This is a genomic window from Pseudomonas sp. MWU13-2100, assembly GCF_023242365.1.
In the GTDB taxonomy this organism is placed as follows: Bacteria; Pseudomonadota; Gammaproteobacteria; order Pseudomonadales; family Pseudomonadaceae; genus Aquipseudomonas.
On the sequence record NZ_JALLIX010000012.1, the window covers coordinates 89,871 to 112,258 of the forward strand.

The 22,388-nt window shown below is 61.7% G+C and carries 26 protein-coding genes and 1 pseudogene; 12 read left to right on the forward strand and 15 right to left on the reverse strand.

Annotated elements, in window-relative coordinates:
* Window positions 1-194: 194 nt before the first annotated feature.
* From M5B99_RS10985 to M5B99_RS11010, 5 genes and pseudogenes are all read right to left on the reverse strand, one after another.
* A complete protein-coding gene (locus M5B99_RS10985) occupies window positions 195-782 on the reverse strand; it encodes a mobile mystery protein B (RefSeq protein ID WP_248804040.1) in 588 nt (195 codons plus the stop codon).
* Window positions 773-1,237, reverse strand: a complete 465-nt coding sequence (locus tag M5B99_RS10990; RefSeq protein ID WP_248804041.1) for a transcriptional regulator — start codon at window positions 1,235-1,237, stop codon at window positions 773-775. The genes M5B99_RS10985 and M5B99_RS10990 overlap by 10 nt, the downstream gene beginning before the upstream one ends.
* 154 nt (window positions 1,238-1,391) lie before the next feature.
* A pseudogene (locus tag M5B99_RS10995) lies at window positions 1,392-1,547 on the reverse strand (phage antirepressor protein); the annotation flags it as partial.
* Window positions 1,548-1,683: 136 nt separating this feature from the next.
* Window positions 1,684-2,247: a hypothetical protein gene (locus tag M5B99_RS11005; protein ID WP_248804042.1), complete on the reverse strand. Its 564-nt coding sequence runs from the start codon at window positions 2,245-2,247 to the stop codon at window positions 1,684-1,686.
* 298 nt (window positions 2,248-2,545) lie between these two features.
* Entirely contained in the window at window positions 2,546-2,806 is a 261-nt protein-coding gene (locus M5B99_RS11010) for an accessory factor UbiK family protein (protein ID WP_152736696.1), read from the reverse strand.
* A gap of 416 nt (window positions 2,807-3,222) precedes the next feature.
* On the opposite strand from M5B99_RS11010, the gene glnK reads away from it, so the two are divergent.
* The 4 genes from glnK to sutA all read left to right on the forward strand — a co-directional run bounded on the left by glnK (window position 3,223) and on the right by sutA (window position 6,006).
* Entirely contained in the window at window positions 3,223-3,561 is a 339-nt protein-coding gene (glnK, locus tag M5B99_RS11015; RefSeq protein ID WP_002555808.1) for a P-II family nitrogen regulator, read from the forward strand.
* Between the two features lie 34 nt (window positions 3,562-3,595).
* A complete protein-coding gene (locus M5B99_RS11020) occupies window positions 3,596-4,936 on the forward strand; it encodes an ammonium transporter (protein WP_248804043.1) in 1,341 nt (446 codons plus the stop codon).
* 212 nt (window positions 4,937-5,148) lie between these two features.
* Window positions 5,149-5,574 carry a secondary thiamine-phosphate synthase enzyme YjbQ gene (locus tag M5B99_RS11025; RefSeq protein WP_248804044.1) on the forward strand — a complete coding sequence of 142 codons (426 nt, stop codon included), beginning with the start codon at window positions 5,149-5,151 and terminating at the stop codon, window positions 5,572-5,574.
* 102 nt (window positions 5,575-5,676) lie between these two features.
* Window positions 5,677-6,006 carry a transcriptional regulator SutA gene (sutA, locus tag M5B99_RS11030; protein WP_248804045.1) on the forward strand — a complete coding sequence of 110 codons (330 nt, stop codon included), beginning with the start codon at window positions 5,677-5,679 and terminating at the stop codon, window positions 6,004-6,006.
* Between the two features lie 235 nt (window positions 6,007-6,241).
* Here sutA and M5B99_RS11035 read toward each other — a convergent pair whose 3' ends face one another.
* Genes M5B99_RS11035 through lptM form a run of 6 tightly spaced genes read right to left on the reverse strand, consistent with a single transcriptional unit; the run spans window position 6,242 to window position 10,840 of the window.
* Window positions 6,242-6,949 (reverse strand): HAD family hydrolase, encoded by a 708-nt coding sequence (locus M5B99_RS11035; protein ID WP_248804046.1) that lies wholly within the window; start codon window positions 6,947-6,949, stop codon window positions 6,242-6,244.
* On the reverse strand, window positions 6,949-7,845 hold the full coding sequence (xerC, locus tag M5B99_RS11040; protein WP_248804047.1) for a tyrosine recombinase XerC: 897 nt from the start codon (window positions 7,843-7,845) through the stop codon (window positions 6,949-6,951). The genes M5B99_RS11035 and xerC overlap by 1 nt, the downstream gene beginning before the upstream one ends.
* 2 nt (window positions 7,846-7,847) lie before the next feature.
* Window positions 7,848-8,573, reverse strand: coding sequence for a DUF484 family protein (locus M5B99_RS11045; protein WP_248804048.1), 726 nt, complete (start codon window positions 8,571-8,573; stop codon window positions 7,848-7,850).
* Window positions 8,574-8,586: 13 nt separating this feature from the next.
* The gene (gene dapF, locus M5B99_RS11050; protein WP_248804049.1) at window positions 8,587-9,417 is read right to left on the reverse strand and encodes a diaminopimelate epimerase; all 831 of its coding nucleotides are present in this window, start codon (window positions 9,415-9,417) and stop codon (window positions 8,587-8,589) included.
* A gap of 4 nt (window positions 9,418-9,421) precedes the next feature.
* On the reverse strand, window positions 9,422-10,669 hold the full coding sequence (lysA, locus tag M5B99_RS11055; RefSeq protein WP_248804050.1) for a diaminopimelate decarboxylase: 1,248 nt from the start codon (window positions 10,667-10,669) through the stop codon (window positions 9,422-9,424).
* Window positions 10,670-10,678: 9 nt separating this feature from the next.
* A complete protein-coding gene (lptM, locus tag M5B99_RS11060; protein ID WP_191490125.1) occupies window positions 10,679-10,840 on the reverse strand; it encodes an LPS translocon maturation chaperone LptM in 162 nt (53 codons plus the stop codon).
* Between the two features lie 214 nt (window positions 10,841-11,054).
* Here lptM and cyaY point away from each other — a divergent pair, with 214 nt between their 5' ends.
* The 3 genes from cyaY (at window position 11,055) to rnk (ending at window position 12,317) form a co-directional block, all read left to right on the forward strand.
* Entirely contained in the window at window positions 11,055-11,411 is a 357-nt protein-coding gene (gene cyaY / locus M5B99_RS11065; protein ID WP_248794977.1) for an iron donor protein CyaY, read from the forward strand.
* A complete protein-coding gene (locus M5B99_RS11070; protein WP_248804088.1) occupies window positions 11,411-11,635 on the forward strand; it encodes a DUF1289 domain-containing protein in 225 nt (74 codons plus the stop codon). Before cyaY ends, M5B99_RS11070 begins: the two co-directional genes overlap by 1 nt.
* 268 nt (window positions 11,636-11,903) lie before the next feature.
* Window positions 11,904-12,317 carry a nucleoside diphosphate kinase regulator gene (rnk, locus tag M5B99_RS11075; protein ID WP_100942132.1) on the forward strand — a complete coding sequence of 138 codons (414 nt, stop codon included), beginning with the start codon at window positions 11,904-11,906 and terminating at the stop codon, window positions 12,315-12,317.
* 61 nt (window positions 12,318-12,378) lie between these two features.
* Here the strand turns inward: rnk and M5B99_RS11080 are convergent, their stop codons facing one another.
* The 3 genes from M5B99_RS11080 to M5B99_RS11090 form a co-directional block, all read right to left on the reverse strand.
* A complete protein-coding gene (locus tag M5B99_RS11080) occupies window positions 12,379-15,225 on the reverse strand; it encodes a class I adenylate cyclase (RefSeq protein WP_248804051.1) in 2,847 nt (948 codons plus the stop codon).
* A 176-nt stretch (window positions 15,226-15,401) separates the two neighbouring features.
* Window positions 15,402-15,647 carry a TIGR02647 family protein gene (locus M5B99_RS11085; protein ID WP_218224547.1) on the reverse strand — a complete coding sequence of 82 codons (246 nt, stop codon included), beginning with the start codon at window positions 15,645-15,647 and terminating at the stop codon, window positions 15,402-15,404.
* A 176-nt stretch (window positions 15,648-15,823) separates the two neighbouring features.
* Window positions 15,824-16,108, reverse strand: a complete 285-nt coding sequence (locus tag M5B99_RS11090) for a hypothetical protein (protein ID WP_248804052.1) — start codon at window positions 16,106-16,108, stop codon at window positions 15,824-15,826.
* A gap of 124 nt (window positions 16,109-16,232) precedes the next feature.
* On the opposite strand from M5B99_RS11090, the gene M5B99_RS11095 reads away from it, so the two are divergent.
* Window positions 16,233-16,892 (forward strand): glutathione S-transferase family protein, encoded by a 660-nt coding sequence (locus M5B99_RS11095; RefSeq protein ID WP_248804053.1) that lies wholly within the window; start codon window positions 16,233-16,235, stop codon window positions 16,890-16,892.
* Between the two features lie 243 nt (window positions 16,893-17,135).
* Here the strand turns inward: M5B99_RS11095 and argH are convergent, their stop codons facing one another.
* Complete coding sequence (gene argH / locus M5B99_RS11100; protein ID WP_248804054.1) at window positions 17,136-18,530, reverse strand: argininosuccinate lyase; 1,395 nt, start codon at window positions 18,528-18,530, stop codon at window positions 17,136-17,138.
* Window positions 18,531-18,715: 185 nt separating this feature from the next.
* Between argH and M5B99_RS11105 the strand changes: the two genes are divergently transcribed.
* From M5B99_RS11105 to M5B99_RS11120, 4 genes are all read left to right on the forward strand, one after another.
* Complete coding sequence (locus M5B99_RS11105) at window positions 18,716-19,798, forward strand: sensor histidine kinase (RefSeq protein ID WP_248804055.1); 1,083 nt, start codon at window positions 18,716-18,718, stop codon at window positions 19,796-19,798.
* Window positions 19,795-20,541, forward strand: a complete 747-nt coding sequence (locus tag M5B99_RS11110) for a LytR/AlgR family response regulator transcription factor (RefSeq protein ID WP_248804056.1) — start codon at window positions 19,795-19,797, stop codon at window positions 20,539-20,541. The genes M5B99_RS11105 and M5B99_RS11110 overlap by 4 nt, the downstream gene beginning before the upstream one ends.
* 139 nt (window positions 20,542-20,680) lie before the next feature.
* Window positions 20,681-21,622 (forward strand): hydroxymethylbilane synthase, encoded by a 942-nt coding sequence (hemC, locus tag M5B99_RS11115; protein ID WP_248804057.1) that lies wholly within the window; start codon window positions 20,681-20,683, stop codon window positions 21,620-21,622.
* On the forward strand, window positions 21,619-22,386 hold the full coding sequence (locus M5B99_RS11120) for a uroporphyrinogen-III synthase (RefSeq protein WP_248804058.1): 768 nt from the start codon (window positions 21,619-21,621) through the stop codon (window positions 22,384-22,386). The genes hemC and M5B99_RS11120 overlap by 4 nt, the downstream gene beginning before the upstream one ends.
* The last annotated feature ends 2 nt before the right edge of the window (window positions 22,387-22,388 follow it).

Genomic DNA, 22,388 nt, shown 5'->3' on the forward strand with positions numbered 1-22,388 from the left:
CAGTGAGGTCGCCAGAAACAAGTAGGCCCCGCATAACGGGGCCACATATACCTAGGTTCTTCACCGTTTCAGTAACCCGGGAGTGGAATGACCAGGGCTGCGAAGAAATTGTATTGGAATCTTTTTTCTCTTGGTAGTGATGGCAACAGCGGACCGGCGCTCACTGCATTTGATACGTCGCTCCCAAGGTTGGCTCAGCTGCGCACGAAGACCATAAGTGGGGCGTAATCGCCGGCATCGGCGTCACGGAGGGACTGGATATAGCGATCACGGACCTCATTGGTCGAAACCAGATTCCCATTACCCCAGGAGAAATCAAGGCAACCGCACTGCCTTAGAAGTGCATCGGTCATGTAACGAGCATGGCGGCCATTTCCGTTTGGGGAGGGGTGTATCGACACGAGCTGGTGATGAAAACGAGCCGCTATCTCATCAGGTGTGAACGTCTTGTTCTCTACCCAGTACGCCACATTGCCCAGGAGCTGATTCAGCTTGATCGAGATCTGTATCGGATCGCAGCCGATATTTTTTTCAGTTCTGCGGAATGTGCCAGCCCAGTTCCATGTGTCGCTGAACATCTTCTTGTGAAGGTCGCGGCAGAAGTGTTCGTTTAGCACATCAAGCTTTTTCTGGCGATTCTGCCACTGCCTGGCCTTGAGCAGGTTTTCTGCTTCCCACTCGTCAAGCTCGCCCTGGGTACTGATGTGTTTTGGCTTGAGACCTGCGGCTTCGTCATGGTCGAGAGGGGTTTGCCCGGGTTTCAGTTCGAGTTCTACCGCCATAGTCGAGCCCACGCTCCAGCCAGCAGTTCCTGGCGCCGTTCAGTTACCTTGCGCTCGATGAATGAGTCGGACGGGCGCTGGTCTTCAAGGGCCATCATGTGCGACCCCCCCATGACCTCTTTCCGAGCCAACAATTCTGCGCGCTCTTCGACCATGTCATGCAAAGGCTTCTTCGGTTTCAGTGCATAGACCAGCTCGCAGTCCAGCCCGTTGGCCAGTTTCCTCAGTTGACCGAGGGTAATTCGGTCATCTGCCTCCGATTGCTCGGATTTTTGAAGCGTAGCGGGCGCCACGCCGAGCAGAGCAGCCTGACTGCGTACAGTTCTGCCCAGGGATTCTCGAATCGAGCGCAGCCAGCCACCACGAGGGGTAGTTTTCCCTTTGAGGGTTACGAAGGGCTCGAGAGCCCGTTCCACCTGAGCCAGGCGCAGGTGGCTGAGTGAGGGATTACGCATAAGATCTCCTTTTTTAACAGCCTATAAGCTGTCAAAATAGGCATTTATGTATGCCTATAGGCTAACAATTTTGACAATGGCTTGTGTGTGAAGGCTGGTGCCGGTGGCTCTGTGCAGTCCTGCGGCGCATCAAGGAGACCCCAGAGCCCCAACTTTACGAAAACGATGGAAGTAGGCGTGACGCTCGTTTCCACCACGGCGCGTTTCGCATGCTACGTGGCTGTTCTCCCTCCGGCAGCATATGAGGAACATCTTGCAGCCTGATCCAGGGCTGATTGTTCCAGTGCAGCAGGCTGAGAGACATTTCGGGCCTTCTCTCTGGCAGCATATGGGGCGATATCTTGCAGCCTGATCCGCAGTTGATTATTCCAGTGCAGCAAGCTGAGGGATATTTCGGGCGGGCACAGCAAACTCAGGATGAGGTGTTCGTAGCATTGGGCGTTTTATTATCTTTCGTGGCAGATAACTTCCGTACTTGGGGCGGTGTCCTTGTCGGAGGGCAACTCGCATTGCAACTTCAGGCCTTCTTGAGGTAAAGCCCTGTTCCCACGTTCGAAGCCCCATCCCCGGACCCATTGGTTATTGTGCTCGAACTGGATTTGTAGTCGGCTCGCAGGTGTATCACCACGCAGCGGATTTTCGGCGGCTTGGTCACGGCTTCTTGGTGTAGGTGTCTCGTCGATTTCTGCTTCGGGTAGATCAACCTCGAAGGGGTAGAAATAAAACCCCCCTTTTGCATTGGTGTAGGTTAATTCTGAGACGCTTACCACGAATTTGAATTGCCTACGCGTCCGCAGCGTTGTCGTCTGAGCGACCGCGTGGGCTATCAGGTATTGCAGAGGGGTGGTGGTTTCCCGTGGGACTTCGGTAATGACCCGGACCCTCATATTCTCAACAGGTTGGCTGTCCTTTAGGACGGTTCCCGAGACTTCGGGGACCTTGATCTTGCTCGCGCAACCGACGATCAAAAGTAGCGAAGTGAAGATGAGAAGTTTTGCTGTTTTTTTCATGAATATTGAAACTGGATTTCAATGAGCAGTCATTAAACGGGCGAGGGCTGGCTTGGCCGATGGCGTCCCTTACAGTAGGTGACGGTAATTTTAGAGTAATAGATGGACGTCGCATGTTCTATTAGGCAATAAGAGCCGTGAACATATCACCGGAAATATTGTAACGATTGATGTTTCCGACGGGCATCGGCAAACAGGTTTACTCAGGCGCAGTGTTGCGAGGAATCAAGATTCCCAGCGCGAGCAATCGAACGGCAACCCATTGCTCCCGCATAGAGCAGGAGCGGGCAATGAAACGTCACTCCACTGGTGGATTCAACCTCGCCTCCAGCTCCGCCACCTTCGCCTCCAGACTCTCCAACCGTGCCCGCGTGCGCGCCAACACCACCATCTGGCTGTCGAACTCCTCGCGGCTGACCAGGTCCAGCTTGCTGAAGCCGCTCTGCAACAGCACCTTGAACTGACTTTCGAATTCCTGGCGGGGCAGGGGTGTTTCACCGCTGAACAAACGGGAGGCGTGGCCGCTCAGGGCATCGAGGAAAGCTTTGGGCGCAAGCATGGCTAAGGTTCCGGAAACAGATTACCAACCAGTGTACCACGCAGTGTCTATAGTCATTTCCATGGGGGCGGGCGCACGGTTTTCGCGCATTGCGCCAGTGCGGTGCGCACCGTTGTTGTGCGTATAGCCGGGGCGCAACGTGCTTTTTCACCCATCACAGCGGCCAAGGGACTGAAAACGTTGGTTTTTATGGAGCTGGCAAGCTTTCTGCTTAGTTGCCAGTGACCCATGCACTGATGCAGTCGCTGTGACGAATGCAGTGCGGCAGACGAAGCTGGGAAGTTTCGCCAGCAGCGGTTAGCTGGCGTCGAGCGGTAGATGTGGACCGACGATGCGTTACAAAGCCAGGCACTGCGCTTAGACTTGAGTCGGGTTTGTTTTCCTGGGGCAAGTCCACCAATTCGGGAGAGAGTTTCATGAAGCTAGTCACTGCCATCATCAAGCCGTTCAAGTTGGACGACGTGCGCGAGTCGTTGTCCGAGATCGGCGTGCAGGGCATTACCGTTACTGAGGTCAAAGGCTTCGGTCGGCAGAAGGGTCACACCGAGCTGTATCGCGGCGCGGAATACGTGGTCGACTTCCTGCCCAAGGTGAAGATTGATGTCGCCATTGACGACAAGGATCTTGACCGGGTTATCGAGGCGATAACCAAGGCGGCCAACACCGGCAAGATCGGTGACGGCAAGATCTTTGTGGTTAATCTGGAACAGGCTATTCGCATCCGTACCGGCGAAACCGATACCGACGCAATCTAAGCCGCCAAACCCCAACGCCCCAGGAGAAAACAATATGACTCTGCGTAAATTCGCAGGGCTAGGAGCCCTGTTGTCCCTCGTAATGCCAGCCTTGGCCATGGCGGCGGACCCGGTACCTGCTCCAGTCCTCAATTCCGGTGATACCAGCTGGATGCTGACCTCGACAGCCCTGGTGCTGTTCATGACTATTCCGGGCCTCGCGCTGTTCTACGGCGGTATGGTGCGCTCGAAAAACATTCTTTCCGTGATGATGCAGTGCTTCGCCATTACCGGTCTGATCACCATTCTGTGGTTCATTTATGGCTACAGCATGGCGTTCGACACCACCGGGATGGAAGCCAACGTCGTCAACTACAACTCCTTCGTCGGTAGCCTGGCCAAGGCCTTCCTCGCGGGCATAACGCCGGCCAGCATCACCGGACCGACGTCGCTGTTCCCCGAGTCGGTGTTCGTCACCTACCAGATGACCTTCGCCATCATCACCCCGGCGCTGATCGTCGGTGCCTTCGCCGAACGTATGAAGTTCTCCGCGATGCTGGTGTTCATGGGCGTGTGGTTCACTCTGGTCTATGCGCCGATTGCGCATATGGTCTGGAGCGGTCCGGGTTCCCTGCTGGGCGACTGGGGCGTACTCGACTTCGCCGGCGGCACCGTGGTGCACATCAACGCCGGTGTTGCTGGCCTGGTAGCCTGCCTGGTACTGGGCAAGCGCAAAGGTTTCCCGAGCACCCCGATGGCGCCACACAACCTCGGTTACACCCTGGTGGGCGCGGCCATGCTGTGGGTCGGCTGGTTCGGCTTCAACGCCGGTTCCGCCGCCGCAGCCAACGGCACCGCCGGCATGGCGATGCTGGTCACCCAGATCGCTACCGCTGCCGCCGCACTGGGCTGGATGTTCGCCGAGTGGCTGACCCACGGTAAACCAAGTGCCCTGGGCATCGCTTCGGGCGTGGTTGCCGGTCTGGTCGCCATTACCCCGGCTGCCGGCACCGTCGGCCCTATGGGCTCGCTGATCATCGGCCTGGCGGCCGGTGTGGTGTGCTTCTTCTGCGCTACCACCCTGAAACGCAAACTGGGCTATGACGACTCCCTGGACGCCTTCGGCGTGCACGGTATCGGCGGTATGCTCGGCGCGATCCTCACCGGTGTGTTCGCCGCACCGTCCATGGGCGGCTTCAACACTGCCACCACCGACATCGCCGCACAAGTCTGGATCCAGTGCAAAGGCGTCGGCTTCACCGTCATCTACACGGCGATCGTCACCTTCATCATCCTCAAGGTGCTGGATGCCGTGATGGGGCTGCGTGCGACCGACGAAGAAGAGTCGGTGGGCCTGGACCTGGCGCAACACAACGAGCGCGGTTACAACTTGTAAACGCAGCAAAAAAAACTGCCCGGCTTGCCGGGCATTTTTTTGCCTGGAGTTTGTCATTGAAAAAGGCACTGAAAGGATTTATCCAAAGGCATTACGGCCAAAACCCCAGGGCGTTTTTGTAAGGGCCGATTGCTTACAGCAAAGCAAGAGTATTAGGCGCTTTGCTTTTTTCCACAGCGCGCTAGAATGCGCGCCGAAGGGCGGAGAACTGTATGTGGCAACAGACCCTGATTACCTTGCGGGCCAGGCCCCGGGGTTTTCATTTGGTGACCCAGGAGTTGCTCGACGGTTTGCCTGGGCTCCAGGCATGCCAGGTCGGCCTGTTGCATTTGTGGCTGCAGCATACCTCGGCCTCGTTGACCATCAACGAGAATGCCGATCCGGTGGTCCGTCGCGACTTCGAGCGTTTTTTCAACCGGCTGGTACCCCAGGTCAAGGCCGATTATGAACACAACGACGAAGGCGCGGACGATCTGCCGGCGCACTTCAAGGCCAGTTTGCTTGGCTGTCAGCTGACTTTGCCGGTCACGGCGGGACGGTTGGCCCTGGGTAGCTGGCAAGGTGTCTATCTGGGCGAGCACCGGGATCATGGCGGTGCTCGTAAAGTCCTTGCCACCCTTTACGGTGATGGGGCATAAGCCGCTGGTATGCAGCGGATGTTGAATTTTTTCTGGCAGCCTTCGACAGTCGGCGTAGCTGGGCTATAACTAATCTGCTTTTCGCAAGTCATGAGGTAGAACATGAGCGACGATGATCTGGAAAACGACGACCTCGAGGTCGGTGAAGACGACGAAACCGAAGAAGGTCTGGAAGCGGCAGCTGAAGACGTAGACGTTGCCGACGACGACGGCGCTGATGCGCCGGTACCCACCGCCAAAGGCAAGGCCAAGGCGGCGGTGTCGGTTGACGAACTACCGAGTGTTGAAGCCAAGAACAAGGAACGCGATGCCCTGGCCAAAGCCATGGAAGAGTTTCTTGCGCGTGGCGGCAAGGTGCAGGAAGTCGAGGCCAATGTGGTGGCCGATCCCCCCAAGAAGCCGGATAACAAATACGGCAGCCGGCCTATCTGAGTCTCAGCGCCGGGTTTGTGCTTTGTTGAAAAAGCCCGCCGTCGCCGCGGGCTTTTTCATGGCTCCTGATTGGGCAGGGGCGGCGGGTCTGTGGCGAGCGGGCTTGCCCGCGCTGGGCTGCGAAGCGGCCCTAAAACCTGCGAATCCGGTGCCTCAGGCAGGCCGAGGTGGTCGGTTTTACGACTGCTACGCAGCCGAGCGCGGGCAAGCCCGCTCGCCACACCACAAGTGTTACTCAGGCAGGGCTGTTCCAGCCGGCCAGCAGTGCCGGCAACTCGGCCAGGCTGCGAACCTGCGCATCCGGCTGCCGTTCCGCCTCCCAGGCCTTGCCCGTGGGGTTGTACCAGATCGCCCGCAGACCGGCCTGCTGGGCCCCGGCGATGTCGTCCCCAGGGTGATCGCCGATATGCACCGCCGCGCCGGCCGGGACATTTCCGCCGCGCACCAGGGCTTCGTGGAACAGCCGTGAGTCCGGCTTGGCAATACCGATGTCTTCGGCACACAGCGCAAAGCGGAAATAGTCGGCGAGCCCGAGGCGACGGACATCGGCATTGCCATTGGTGACCACCCCCAGGGCAAAGGAGCGGCCCAGGGCCTGCAGGGTCGGCTCGACCTCCGGAAACACGGCGATCTGGTGGCGGGCATGGATAAATACCTCGAAACTCTCCTCCGCCAGGCGCGAAGCCTGCTCGTGCGAGTAACCGGCCTCTTCCAGGGCATGGAACAGCACCCGCCGACGCAAGGCGCTGATGCGGTGCTTGAGCGTCGGCTCCTTGAGCAGCACCCGTTCGCGGATCGCCCAGAGGTGTTCCACCGGTACGCCGCCCAGGTCCGGTGCATGCTCGGCCAGCCATTCACGCAAAACGGTCTCCGCGCTGTGGATCACCGGCGCGGTATCCCACAGGGTATCGTCAAGGTCGAAGGTGATCAGCTGAATCGTCATTACTCACTGTCCTTGCTGCGTTTTGCCCGGGGATGGGCGCTGTCATAGACGGTTGCCAGGTGCTGGAAGTCCAGGTGGGTGTAGATCTGCGTGGTCTTGATGTCCGAGTGGCCGAGCAGCTCCTGCACGGCGCGCAGATCTTGGGACGACTCCAGCAGGTGACTGGCGAAGGAGTGCCGGAGCATGTGCGGGTGCAGGTTCTGCCCCAGTTCGCGCTCGCCGGCGGCCTTGACCCGCAGTTGAATGGCCCGGGGGCCGAGGCGGCGGCCTTGCTGGCTGACAAACACGGCATCGTCCGCCGGGTTGCTCAGGGCCCGCAATGGCAGCCAGCTCTGCAAGGCTTCCCGGGCTTTGCGGCCGACCGGCAGGACGCGGGTCTTGCTGCCTTTGCCGTGGACCTGCACCAGGCCGTCAGCCAGGTCCAGTTGTTCCAGATCGAGTCCGGCCAGCTCCGACAGGCGCAGGCCCGAGGAGTAGAACAGCTCGAGAATGGCCTGGTCGCGACGGGCAATAAAGTCGTCCTCCACCCCGCCATCCAGCAGTTGCAGGGCGCGGTCGGTGTCCAGGGTCTTGGGCAGGCGGCGTTCGCCCTTGGGCGGTGCCAGGCCGGTGGCCGGGTCGTGAGTGCACAGGCCTTCGCGGTTGAGGTACAGGTACAGCCCGCGCACCGCCGAAAGCAGCCGGGCCAGGCTGCGGGAGGACTGGCCCTGCTGGTGCAGGCGGGCGATCAGGCGGCGCAGGCGCTGGATATCCAGGGCGCTCCAGCTGTCGATCTGTTCCTTGGCGCAAAAGCCCAGGACCTTGTTCAAGTCGCGGCGATAGGCTTGCAGCGTATGGGGCGACACCTGGCGCTCACTGCGCAGGTGCTCGCAGTAGGCGTCCAGCTGTCGCTCCATGGCTAGCGCACCGAGCGCAGGGCGGGGGTGAAGCGCGGAACCACGCGGCCCATGACTTCGGCGATATAGCTGAGGAACAGGGTGCCCACCGAGCTTTTGTAGTGTTGCGGGTCACGGCTGGCCACGGCAAGGACGCCATGTATGCCCTGATGGCTGATGGCAACCACTGCGGTAGAGCCGATCTGCTTACGCTGTTCTTCGCCGAACAGGAAGTCCAGCTCATGCTCGCGCAGGCTGCCGCTGATGCTCTTGCCTTCCGAGAGCAGGCCGCCGATGGCTTGTTGGGCTTCGGCATGGCTGACCCAGCGGCCCACCGGCATGGCGTTGTCGCCGAACAGGATCAGGCCGACGAAGGGCACCTGGAAATCCTGGCGCAGGCTGTCTTCCACGGCCATGACCAGGTCGTCGAGGCTGGCGGCATCCATCAGCGCGAGGATCAGGCGACGGGTTTTCTCGAACAGGCGATCGTTGTCCCGGGCCACGTCCATCAACTGCGACAGGCGATGGCGCATCTCGATGTTGCGCTCACGGAGGATTTTCATCTGGCGCTCGACCAGCGACACCGTGTCGCCGCGCCGATGAGGAATGCGCAGCGCCGGCAGCAGTTCCTCGTGCTCGACGAAGAAATCCGGATGAGCCTCCAGGTAGGCGGCGACCTGCGCCGCCTCAAGGCTCTGCGCTGGCGGCTCGTGGGGCTGTTCGGCTGGAACCTGAGGCTGGTCGGTCATGGTATTGGCTCGCTTATAGACGCACTTGTCCTTCATACACCCGAACGGCAGGACCCGTCATCATCACCGGTTCGCCGACACCCGCCCATTCGATGGACAGGCGTCCGCCGGGCAGGTCGAGGGTCACTGGCGAATCCATCCAGCCCTGGCTGATGGCGGCTACCGCGGCGGCGCAGGCGCCGGTCCCGCAGGCCTGGGTTTCCCCGGCGCCACGTTCCCAGACTCGCAGTTGTCCGCGGTGGCGGTCAATCACTTGCAGGAAGCCGACATTGACTCGGGCCGGAAAGCGCGGGTGATGTTCGATCTTCGGTCCCAATTCATGCACAGGCGCGCTGTTGATGTCGCTGACCCGCAGCACTGCATGGGGATTGCCCATGGACACCGCGGCCAGGTCGACGCTCTGACCGTCGACATCCACGGCGTAGCTGCTGGCCTGCTGCTCGGCCAGGAACGGAATCTCGGCCGGTACCAGGCGCGGCGGGCCCATGTTCACGCTGATCTGGCCGTCCTGGCGGACATCCAGCTCGATGATCCCGCTCTTGGTTTCGACGCGGATCTGGCGCTTGGCGGTCAGGCGTTTGTCGAGCACGAAACGGGCGAAACAACGGGCACCGTTGCCGCACTGTTCCACTTCCGAGCCGTCGGAATTGAAGATCCGATAGCGGAAATCCACCTCCGGATTGCTCGGCGCCTCGACGATCAGCAACTGGTCGAAGCCGATGCCGGTGTGGCGGTCACCCCATTGCTTGGCGTGCTTGGGCTGGATATGCGCGTGCTGGCTGACCAGGTCGAGGACCATGAAGTCGTTGCCCAGGCCGTGCATCTTGGTAAAACGCAGCAGCATGGTCTTACTCCGGCAGCAGGCTTTCGCCGGCATACAGCTCGGCGACCGTCTCGCGACGACGCACTTCGAACATCTGCTCGCCATCCACCAGCACTTCGGCGGCGCGGCCGCGAGTGTTGTAGTTGGAGCTCATGACGAAACCATAGGCGCCGGCCGAGCGCACGGCCAGCAGGTCGCCTTCCTCAAGGGCCAACTGACGTTCCTTGGCCAGGAAGTCGCCAGTCTCGCAGATCGGCCCGACGATATCGTAGACCCGCCCGGCGGCTTCGCGCGGACGCACGGCGCTGACGCCCATCCAGGCCTGGTACAGGGCCGGGCGGATCAGGTCGTTCATCGCCGCGTCGACAATGGCGAAATCCTTGTGTTCGGTGTGCTTGAGGTACTCGACCTGGGTCAGCAGTACACCGGCATTGGCGACGATGTAGCGGCCCGGCTCGAACATCAGCCCCAGGTCGCGACCGGCAATACGCTCGCGCACGGCCTTGATGTAGTCGCCGACCAGCGGAGGCTCTTCGTCGCTATAACGTACGCCGACGCCGCCACCGAGGTCGATGTGCTGCAGGTAGATGCCGCATTCGCCGAGGCGGTCGATCAGCGCCAGAAGGCGGTCGAGGGCGTCGAGGAAGGGTTCGAGGGTGGTCAGTTGCGAGCCGATATGGCAGTCGACACCCAGCACTTCCAGGTTCGGCAGTTGCGCGGCGCGGATGTAGACATCCTCGGCATCGGCAATGGCGATGCCGAACTTGTTCTCTTTGAGCCCGGTGGAGATGTACGGGTGGGTGCCGGCGTCGACATCCGGGTTGACCCGCAACGAGATCGGCGCACGCACGCCCAGCTCGGCCGCCACCACTTGCAGGCGTTCCAGCTCTTCGCTGGACTCGATGTTGAAGCAGTGCACACCGACTTCCAGAGCGCGGCGCATGTCTTCACGGGTCTTGCCGACGCCGGAGAAGACGATCTTGTCGGCGCTGCCGCCGGCGGCCAGGACCCGCTCCAGTTCGCCACGGGAAACGATGTCGAAACCGGCGCCGAGGCGCGCCAGGACATTCAGCACGCCCAGGTTGGAGTTGGCCTTGACCGCGAAGCAGACCAGGTGCGGCATGCCTTCGAGGGCATTGGCATACGCGTTGTACTGCGCCTCGATGTGCGCGCGGGAATAGACGTAGGTTGGCGTGCCAAAGCGCTCGGCAATGGCGGACAAAGCTACACCTTCCGCGAACAGCTCACCGCCACGGTAGTTAAAAGCTTCCATGGTGATCCCTTAGTAGGTGTCGTGCTGGTGCGCTTTGGCTTGCGAGGACTTGGCCTGGTCGTTCGGGTTCTGGCTGTCATCGGGCAGATACAGCGGACCTTTTTGACCGCAGGCGGAGACGAGGCAAGCGATCGCGAGGAGCGCAGCAAGGGAAGAGATCAGGCGCTTCATGGCGAAATCCTTTGAAAAAGCATTAATTGCGCCGGAGTATACCGGCCACCCGGCGGCTTGCCTATGCGGGCCGCTGCCCGTCCGGCGGCGCCCGGGCACCGTTTGTGGATTATTGATGTCACTCTTGGCCCCACGTGGTTATGCTTTGCAATCGTCCGGGAGCGCTCGTATCTTGCGGCGCTTGAAGGGACAGGCATTTTTCGAGGTTCGCGCAATGAGTTTGACTGAAGCCCGTTTTCACGATCTGGTCGATAACACCCAGCAAAATCTGGAAGATGTGTTCGACGAGAGTGGCCTGGATGTGGACCTGGAAAACTCCGGCGGTGTGCTGACCGTGAAGTTCGAAGGCGGCAGCCAGCTGATCTTCAGTCGCCAGGAGCCGCTGCGTCAGCTCTGGCTGGCGACGTCCAAGCCCACCGGCGGCTATCACTTCGAGTACAAGGAAAGCAGCAGCGAGGATGAAGACGGCAGCTATTGGTTCTGTGTGAAGAGCGAAGAGAAGCTCAACGAGATCCTGGCGCGCTTTACCCTGGACCAGGCCGGTGTCGACCTGGATTTCGAAGAGATCTGATCGTGACGCAGCAAACCGCCCCGGTACGCCCGGCGAAGCCGTTGTACAGCAACGTCAGCCCGGCCGTGCCGTCGCCTTGTGTGAGCCTTTGCCGGCTGGATGAGCAGAAAATTTGTATCGGCTGTTTTCGGCATGTCGAGGATATCCGCGAGTGGCGCGCGGCGGATGATGCGCGTCGCCGGGTGATCTGCGAGCAGGCCCGGCAGCGCCAGGCCCGGGCCTGACGAGGTCGCTGGGGCATTGTGGAGAAGGGGGCTGCCTGTGGCGATGGAGCTGCCTGTGGCAGGGGCTTGCCTGTGGCGAGGTGGCTCGCCACAGGTCAGTCCTCTAGATCCCATCTCTGCACCGGACCGGGCCCTTTTCCCGGGTTGTGTATTTACGCCGCTGTGGTAGTGTCCGGGTACGCCTCGTGTTGACGAGGCCTGTGAAAACCCCGCCTTTCGTGGCGGGGTTTTGCTTTTATCGTGCAGAAAAAAGGAGTCTGCCTGGATCATGAGCACCGCACCTTCCATCATCCTCACCCGCCTTGACGTGCAACGTCTGGAGCGCCTGATCGACAGCCTGGACGACACGCTGCCCGGCGTCATCGCGTTGCAAGCCGAACTGGATCGCGCCGACAGCGTGGTAGGTCACGAAGAAGTGCCCGCCGGTGTCGTGACCATGAACTCCCGGGTGCACTGCCGTGAAGAAGTCAGCGGCAAGGACTATCGCCTGACCCTGGTGTATCCGCAGGATGCCAATGCCGATGAAGGGCGGATTTCCATTCTCGCGCCGGTGGGTAGCGCTTTGCTCGGTTTGCAGGTCGGCCAGCACATCGACTGGCCGGCCCCGGGCGGCAAGACCCTGAAGCTGAACCTGCTGGAAGTGGAATACCAGCCCGAAGCCGCCGGCGACTTCCACCTCTGAGCCCGCCGTGGCGCCCCTGGCCGGGCGCCGGCAACCTGACCGCCTTTCGCCGCGGGTGCCCTCAGACCTGGTCCAGTGCCAGGTTCAGCGCGCTTTCCAGTTCGGCCTTGTAGCGCAGGTAGAGATTGCTCGAACCCTGCCCGTCGCCGATCAGCGCGCTCAGGTCCAGGTCGGTGATGTAGCAGCGGTAGCGTTCGACTTCCCGGCGTTGCCCGACGATTTCCCGGGCGACCGTGATAAACAACTGGTCGCCGTATTCCAGTTCGGAAAACTCCCGCTGATTGCAGTACAGGGTGACCTGGACCGCATCAGTTCCGGCCTTGCCGACAATCGCCTGGACGTCATAGAACGGCTTGTTGACCGGGGTCTGTGGCGCCGGTCGGGTTTCAACCCGGCGCGCTCGCCCCGGTCCCGAGGGCAGCAGCTGGTAATACAGGGTTTCCAGCGCCGCCGAAGGCTGTGTCGTGTCCATGGGCATCAGCGCCTCGCGGCGGTAGAGAATCGACTGCAGGAAGCGTTGCAGCGGCACCAGCAGGCTTTGCTCGTCATGGAACGGCAGGCGCTGTTGCCACAGGGCGTTGAATTCGTCCAGTACATAGAGCTCTGCGTAGGTCTCGTTGATCCGGTAGAACACCTGCACGCACTCGGGCTGACCCATGGGCAACACCAGCGCCAGGTCGTGCTCCTCCATCGCCCGGATGTCCACGTACAGTGGACTGTAGACGGACAGATCCTGGTTCAGGTAGTTGAACAACTCCGGCAGGCTGTCCAGGGCGATATGCTTGACGTGGCCCTGCACCAGTTCCAGGACGTGATAGAGCTGCTGGACCTGGACCAGATAACGATGGTTGAGGTTGCCGAGCAACAATTCCTGGGCGGTGTTGAGGACTTCTTCGACCCGTTGGGCAATGAACTGCGCCCGGTTGTGGCAGAAGCAGCGCACCCGCAGGCGCGGCAGCTGGCGCCCGATCGGCAGGTGGTTGAGGTAGTTGCGCAGGCAATCGAGCAGTGCATGAGGGCCGTGGTAACGGTTGATCAGCACTTCGTTCCAGCTGTTGAGCGTGACCTGGTCGAGGGTCAGCACCAGGTTTTCCCTGACGCCGGCGTAACTCAGGGAGTCGGTGCGCTCGGTGGTCATCAGGATATTCAGGTCGCGGTGGTGCTTGAGCGGGTCGACCCCGATGTTCACCAGGATCAGCACTTCGGCCGCGATACTCGGGCGCAGCAACTGTTCCTCGCTGACGCTGCCCAGTGGCAGAGGAAGGGTCTGTTGCAGGCTGCCCAGCAGGTTGAACAGTTCGAACTCGGTCAGGTCGCTGCTGCCGGGGTGTAGCGACAGGCGCGTGGTGGCGTCGATCACGCCATTGCGGTGGCACCAGGTCAGCAGCTCCAGCAGTTCGCGGCTGCGCTTGATCGGGGCGAAGTTTTCCCACTCCAGGGCGCTCAGGCTGCCGTTGTACAGGCCCCAGTGGGTTTTCCCCGGCTCCTTGCGGTTGGGCGACTGGACCAAGGTGAGGGTGTCTTCGGCCAGGTCCGGGGCGATGCCGGGGTTGATGAACTCGATCTTGCCGGCCTTGCGCTCGAACGCGGCGTATAGGCGGCGGCCGAGAACATTGAGGTCGCGCTTGTTGATCAGGCTGACCGCCTGTTCGGTGCGGGCGAACTGGGTCAGGAAGCGGTAGCTGTAGTTGAGTTCGTTGACCAGGGCCCGGCGTTCGGCGCTGACCTGGCGGACTTTCCACTGGCTGCGGCTGTCGAGCAGCGCCAGTTGCCGGCGGTCCCAGCCCCACTCGGCGGCCAGCCGCATCAGTAGCAGGCGCTGCCAGCTGCGGTTGCGCGCGCTCTGGCCGGTGAGCTTGCGGTTGACCTTCAGGTACAGGCTGCGCCGCACCAGTTCCAGGCGTTCCGGTTCATTGCGGGCCTTGAGGTACTCCTCGATGCGCCGGTAGACCACGATGTAGGGGTCCAGCTCGTCGAGGTCCAGGTGATTGGCGAACACTGCCTGCTTGAAACGCAGGCTCAGGCACTCGACGTGTGGATGTTCGCTGGCGTAGACCTCGATCAGCAGCAGTTTGAGCACCGATTTGTAGGGCGATTCGATACCCTTGAACAGTTGCCAGAGTCCGGCACCGATGAACTCCCCCGGCGGGATCCGCGCCAGATGGCCGAGATCGAGGGTTTCGTTGGCGCGGATAAAGCGCTTGGACAGCAAGGTGTGGGTGTACTGGTCGTAGCGCTGCTCCTCGTACACCGGCACCAGCCACCACAGTGGCGTGCGTCCGGCGAGCCAGATGGCGGTACGGTAGAACTCGTCCAGCAACAGGTAATGCTGGGTGGTGCCGCAGTCTTCCGAGCTCAGTTGTGTATCGCGTTCGCCGCGCACGAAGCGGCTCGGGTCGATCAGGAAGAAATGCGCCTCGGCGCCCTGGCTGGCGGCCCATTCCTCCAGCAGCTGGCACTTCTTGCGCAGTTCGGCCAGCTCGCCCTGGCTCAGTTCGCTGGCGTGGCAGACCCACATGTCCATGTCGCTCTGCTCAGCCTGGGCCAGGGTGCCGAGGCTGCCCATCAGGAACAGGCCGTGGATCGGCCGCGGTGGATTGCCGTGGCGGGTCTTATAGGAAAAGGAGCGGGTCAGGCGCTGGGCTTCGGCCAAGGCCAGCTCGCCGGGCTCATAGTCCGACAGCCCGGCCGGTGTACTGCCCGAGACATAGCCGGGCAGCAACGGGTGATTGACGTGGAAAAACAGCGGCAGCAGGTTCAGCACCACTTGCTGGCGCGGTGACAGGCCTTCGAGGGCACGATCCATGCGCCCCTGGTTGAGCTTCAGGAAGCGCGCACGCAGTTGGCTGAGGACTTTGCGATCGATTCCCTCGTCCAGGTTCGGGCGAATTTCGTGGGTACGCGTCATGTCTTACTCAAACCGGTTCGCGGGGCTCGAAAGGAAGGGGTTCGCAAGGATGGCAGTTTAGCGCCGAAGTGGCAGGACGCTTAAACAGAATTTCTTCTGGACGCCGGTTTTTCAAGGTTTTGTCGTCGGCGCCCGCGAGATCAGGCAGGAGGAGATCCCGTGGGCGCGGCGAAGGGTCAGGCGGCTTCTTTGACCGCCAGTATGGTCAGCAGGCCCTGGGCATGTTCGGCTGCGTCACGGCCCAGGCTGGTCAGGTAACCACCGTCTGCTTGGGTGATGAGTTCTTTCTCGAACAGGCGTTGGGCGGCGGCGATGGCTTTTGGCGCGGCGGTCTGGTGAATTTTCAGGCCTTCCTGGGAATTGCCCAGATTGAACAGTGCAAGGATTTCCAGTTCGGCAACCAACTCAGGGGTATACGACATAAGGACTCCAGACTTTCTAGGAATTATTGGACGACAGCGCCCCTAAGGTGATCGCAGTTGAGCGCGCTGTCCAGTCTTCGATGCGTGTACGACTGGACGGTTGGGACAACGCCCCGGGGCCGGGTGGTGACGGGGCGTTATCAGTGTAGACAGGGGGCGTGGTAAATCCAGGAGACTTACTTGTTCTCGGGTGGAAGTTCCGGCAACGCGCGCAGCGCGGTCTCGTACCACTCTGTATTGAACGGGCGATCCTCATCGAGCATCCCATCGATCTCCACCGCCAGCACGTGGGCCATCAGGTTGAGGATATCTTCGCGCTCGTAACCCACCAGGGTCAGTTTGTTGAAGATTGCCTTGGCCGCCGGCGGATTGTCGGTCTCGATCTGGTTTTCGATGGCCTGGGTCAGGGTGCTCTCGGCGAACGCTTCGTCGTCGTTGTCGATATCGGTTGGTTCGCTCATGGCGGACTCCTCAAGGAAAGGCGACCAGTTTAACTGCATTCAGGGGCGTGATGCTGCTGGCGAGAGCTCGTTCGAGGCTCTATAACTGCCGGGCCAACCCCCTGCACGGCCTGGAGGCTTTGTGATGCTCAAACTTTATGGATTCGCGGTCAGCAACTACTACAACATGGTCAAGCTGGCGCTGCTGGAAAAGGGCGTACCCTTCGAGGAGGTGTCGTTTTATGCCGGACAGACCCCGGAAGCCCTGGCAATCAGCCCCCGTGGCAAGGTCCCGGTGCTGGGCGTCCCGCAGGGTTTCATCAACGAAACCGCGGTGATCCTGCCGTATATCGATGACACCCAGCCAGGGGTGAAGCTGTTGCCGGCCGATCCTTTCCAGCGTGCCCAGGTGTTGGCGCTGGCCAAGGAAATCGAGTTGTACATCGAATTGCCGGCGCGTGCTTCGTTTGCTGAAGCCTTCTTCGGGATGCCGGTACCGGAGGCGATCAAGGAGAAGACTCGCGCCGAACTGTTGTTGGGCTTTGCCTCGCTCAAGCGTCATGGCGCGTTCGCGCCTTATGTCGCGGGCAGCGAGTTCAGCGTGGCGGATATCTACTTTCTCTACAGCGTCGACCTGGCCTGCGCGGTCGGCCAGAAGTTGTTCGGGATTGATTTCATGGCCGAGATGCCCGAGGCCAAGGCCTTGCTGGAGCGCTTGCAGCAGTGGCCGAATGTGCAGCGGATTGCCGCGGACAAGGACGCGGCGATGCCGGCGTTCCTGGCGATGGTCGCGGCCAAGAAATAAGAAATGCGCGGCGTGGAGCTGGGTACAGCGCAATACCCTTTTGAGATCGGGCACGACCCTGTGGCGAGCGGGCTTGCCCGCGCTCGGCTGCGCAGCAGTCGCAAACGCTGATATCTTGGTCTGTCTGATGTGCCAGGGTCGCAGGTTTTAGGGCTGCTTCGCCGCCCAGCGCGGGCAAGCCCGCTCGCCACAGGGTTCAGCCAGGCTTGAAATCGCTCTTGCCTGGCTTCCCTACACTACGGATCAGCGGCTGGCGAGCAGCGCCTGGCCGCGTGCAACGGCCAGCTTCACCTGCGCCGGCGCAGTCCCGCCGATATGGTTGCGGGCATTCACCGAACCTTCCAGGGTCAACACCGCGAACACGTCGTCATCGATCTGGTCGCTGAACTTGCGCAGTTCTCCCAAGCTCATTTCCGCCAGATCCTTGCCGGTTTCCACGCCGTACTTCACCGCATGGCCGACGATCTCGTGGCAATCACGGAACGGCAGGCCACGGCGCACCAGGTAATCGGCCAGGTCGGTCGCGGTGGAGAAACCTCGCAGGGCAGCTTCGCGCATCACCGCGTGCTTGGGTTTGATCGCCGGGATCATGTCGGCAAACGCCCGCAACGAATCGCGCAGGGTGTCGGCGGCATCGAACAACGGTTCCTTGTCTTCCTGGTTGTCCTTGTTGTAGGCCAGCGGTTGGCCCTTCATCAAGGTCAGCAGGCCCATCAGCGCGCCGAACACCCGGCCGGTCTTGCCGCGCACCAGTTCCGGCACGTCAGGGTTCTTCTTCTGGGGCATGATCGAGCTACCGGTGCAGAAACGGTCCGGCAGGTCGATGAACTGGAACTGCGCGCTGGTCCATAGCACCAGTTCTTCGGAGAAGCGCGACAGGTGCATCATCGCGATACTGGCCGCCGAACAGAACTCGATGGCGAAGTCACGATCCGAAACGTTGTCCAGGGAGTTGCCGCCGACCGCGTCGAAACCCAGCAGTTGGGCGGTGTATTCACGGTCGATCGGGTAGGTGGTGCCGGCCAGCGCCGCGCTGCCCAGGGGCATGCGGTTGGTGCGCTTGCGGCAGTCGACCAGGCGCTCGTAGTCGCGGCTGAGCATTTCGAACCAGGCCAGCATGTGGTGCCCGAAGGTTACCGGCTGGGCGGTCTGCAGGTGCGTGAAACCAGGCATGATGCTGCCGGCTTCGCGCTCGGCCTGTTCCAGCAGGCCTTTTTGCAGGCGGGTGATTTCAGCCAGGATCAGGTCGATCTCGTCGCGCAGCCACAGGCGGATATCGGTGGCCACCTGGTCGTTGCGGCTGCGCCCGGTGTGCAGCTTCTTGCCGGTGATGCCGATACGGTCGGTCAGGCGCGCTTCGATATTCATGTGCACGTCTTCCAGGTCCACGCGCCAGTCGAATTGGCCGGCCTCGATTTCGCCCTGGATGGTGGTCAGGCCCGCGGCGATGCTGTCGCGCTCGGCATCGGTCAGTACGCCGACCTTGGCCAGCATCGTGGCGTGGGCGATGGAGCCCATGATGTCGTGGCGATAGAGGCGCTGGTCGAACGTGACGGAGGCGGTGAAGCGTGCGACGAAGGCGTCGACGGGTTCACTGAAGCGGCCGCCCCAGGACTGATTGGTCTTGTCGGTGCTCATGGATTCGCTCGTGATCTGCTGAAAGTGGGTTGCCGGAAAAGTCGTCGCCGATCATAACAGGGTTGCGCCAGGGCCCGTCAGCCGGCCGGCGCCCACAGGGTGGATTTACGGCCCTGGCCGATTATATTTCGACCGAATCTGTCGAACGGCTTGTCGGCGCGGGCGCGGGCGCAGAGACTGGGGCCATGCCTATTTCACGATCGAACGGCGGGCGTGATGCGCCCACGACCCAGGAGTTCTTCCTCCCTGAACTCTGCCTGCCCGAGGCGCTGCTGGTGCTGGTGGTGCTGGCTGAGCTGCTGGTGATGGTGCTGGTGCTGGCCGAGCCGATGCCTGTCGGTTTCGACTGGGTGCGCCTGGCCCTGACCTCCTTGTATGTGCAGTGGATCGTGCTGTTGTCGGCGGCGTTGTTGTGCGGCGCGCGGGCCTGGCTGGCGCGTTTGCGTCCGGGACTGGCCGGCGTGCTGTGCTGCGCCCTGGTGGTCGGGCTGAGCCTGGTCTGCACCGGCCTGACCCAGTACTTCTCCCTGGCGGGTCCGTCGTCGGCGGAGGGCGCGCTCGGACACTATCTGCGCCATGGCTTGATCAGCCTCATCATGTCAGCCCTGATGTTGCGCTACTTTTACCTGCAGAGTCAGTGGCGTCGCCAGCAGCAGGCGGAGTTGCAGGCGCGCATCGAAGCCTTGCAGGCGAGGATCCGCCCGCACTTCCTGTTCAACAGCCTGAACAGTATCGCCAGCCTGGTGGTGAGCAATCCGCGACAGGCCGAGCAGGCCGTGCTGGACCTGTCCGACCTGTTCCGTGCCAGCCTGGCCAAACCCGGCAACCTGGTGACGTGGCGTGACGAACTGGAATTAGCGCAACGATATTTGTCGATTGAGCAATATCGTCTTGGCAACCGTCTACAGTTGGACTGGAGGGTGGGCACAATTCCAGAGGATTTGCCGATCCCGCAATTAACCTTGCAACCACTGTTGGAAAACGCTCTGATCTACGGCATCGCACCGCGTATCGAAGGCGGCGTGGTCAGGGTCGAAGCCGACTATAAAGAGGGAGAGTTCATATTGTGTATCAGCAATCCCTACGACGATGCCGCACCACGGCAGGTGTCGGGCGGTACTCAATTGGCACTGGCAAATATCGGTGCCCGACTTACGGCACTTTTCGGGCCTCGCGCTAGTCTTAGCGTGGATCGCCGTGACGGTCGTCACTTCACCTGTCTACGCTATCCTTGTGCGAGACTCACGCAGGAATCCAGTGCAATATGAATGTCCTGATCGTTGATGACGAACCCCTGGCCCGCGAGCGCCTGAGCCGTTTGGTCGGCGAACTCGAGGGTTACAGTGTCCTGGAACCCAGCGCCACCAATGGCGAAGAGGCATTGTCCCTGATCGACAGCCTCAAACCTGATGTGGTGCTGCTCGATATCCGCATGCCCGGCCTTGACGGCCTGCAAGTGGCGGCGCGGTTGTGCGAACGCGAAGCGCCGCCGGCCGTGGTGTTCTGTACCGCCCATGACGAATTTGCCTTGGAAGCGTTCCAGGTCAGCGCCGTGGGTTACCTGGTCAAGCCCGTGCGTGCCGAGCATCTGCTTGAAGCGCTGAAGAAGGCCGAGCGTCCCAACCGCGTGCAACTGGCGGCCCTGACACGACCCGCCGCCGAATCCGGCGCCGGTCCGCGCAGTCATATCAGCGCCCGCACCCGCAAGGGCATCGAGCTGATTCCGCTGGACCAGGTGATCTATTTCATTGCCGACCACAAGTACGTGACCCTGCGCCATGAAGGGGGCGAAGTGCTGCTGGACGAGCCCTTGAAGGCCCTGGAGGACGAGTTCGGTGACCGCTTTGTGCGCATTCACCGCAACGCACTGGTGGCCCGCGAACGTATCGAGCGCTTGCAACGTACGCCGTTGGGACACTTTCAGCTGTTCCTCAAGGGCCTGGGCGGCGACGCGCTGATCGTCAGCCGACGCCATGTCGCCGGCGTGCGCAAGATGATGCAACAGCTTTAATCCGTGCCTTGCGCGAGACGCAGGGTACCGTCCACCCGGTATTTCCAGGCCAGGGAGGCCGCTTATTGACTGATACAAGTCAAAGCGGGCCGGGCCGAGCTGTTATTATCTGCCGTATCTATTCAGTACGGATCGATCCATGTCTTCTCGCGAAATCCGCATCGCTACCCGTAAGAGCGCGCTGGCCCTGTGGCAGGCCGAATACGTCAAGGCCCGCCTGGAGCAGGCTCATCCCGGTTTGTCGGTGGTCCTGGTGCCCATGGTCAGTCGCGGCGACAAGCTGCTGGACTCGCCGCTGTCGAAAATCGGCGGCAAGGGGCTGTTCGTCAAGGAACTGGAAACCGCGTTGCTCGAACACGAGGCCGACATCGCCGTGCACTCGATGAAAGACGTGCCGATGGATTTCCCCGAAGGGCTTGGCCTGTTCTGCATCTGCGAGCGCGAAGACCCGCGCGACGCCTTCGTCTCCAACACCTTCGCCAGCCTTGACGCGCTGCCGGCCGGCAGCGTGGTCGGCACCTCGAGCCTGCGCCGCCAGGCGCAATTGTTGACCCGTCGGCCCGACCTGCAGATCCGCTTCCTGCGCGGCAACGTCAATACCCGTCTGGCCAAGTTGGATGCCGGTGAGTACGACGCGATTATCCTCGCCGCCGCCGGTCTGATCCGTCTCGGCTTTGCAGACCGCATCACCTCGGCCATCAACGTCGAAGACAGCCTGCCGGCTGGTGGCCAGGGCGCGGTGGGCATCGAGTGCCGCAGTGCCGACACGCAAATTCATGCCCTGCTGGCGCCCCTGCACCATGCCGATACTGCCGTGCGGGTCACCGCCGAGCGTGCCTTGAACAAGCACCTGAATGGCGGTTGCCAGGTGCCGATAGCCTGTTACGCCGTGCTCGAAGGCGAGCAGATCTGGCTGCGTGGCCTGGTCGGCGATCCCAAGGGCGGCCTGCTGCTCAGCGCCGATGCCCGGGCTCCGCAAAGTGAGGCCCAGGCCCTCGGCGTACAGGTCGCGCAAGCGTTGCTGGCCCAGGGCGCGGATGCGATTCTCCAGGCGGTCTACGGCGAGGCCGGCGAAGAGTGAGTGGTTGGCGCCTGTTGCTGACCCGGCCGGCGTCAGAGTCGGCGGAGCTGGCGAGCACCCTGGCCGCGGCGGGGGTGTTCAGCAGCAGCCTGCCGTTGCTGGAGATCGAACCCTTGCCCCTCGGCGGCGCCGGGCGGGCGATGATCTACGACCTGGCCCACTATCAAGCGGTGATCGTGGTCAGCAAACCGGCGGCGCGCCTGGCGGTCGAGCTGGTGGACCAGTACTGGCCGCAGCCGCCGTTCCTGCAATGGCTCACGGTTGGTGCCGCGACCGCGCGGATCCTCGCTGATTATGGCCTTGAGGTTGATTATCCAGCCGAGGGCGACGACAGTGAGGCCTTGCTGGCTTTACCGGCGTTGCAACAGGCGTTGGCGCAGCCCGAGCCGAGGGTCTTGATCCTGCGTGGCGAGGGCGGGCGCGAGCTGCTGGCCGAGCGTTTGCGCAGCCAGGGTGCTAGTGTCGACTACCTTGAGTTGTACCGTCGGTTGCTGCCCGACTATGCCGAGGGCATCCTCGCCCAGCGTGTCGCGGCGGAACGCCTGAACGCCCTGGTGGTCAGCAGTGGGCAGGGTTTTCAACACCTGCTCCAGTTGGCGGCGACAGCCTGGCCGGAACTGGCGCGCCTGCCGTTGTTTGTTCCAAGCCCGCGGGTGGCCGAAATGGCCCGCGCCGCAGGGGCCCAACATGTGGTGGATTGTCGTGGCGCCAGCGCCACGGCCTTGCTAGCGGCGTTGCGGGGGCATCCCGAACCCGCTCTCTAGAA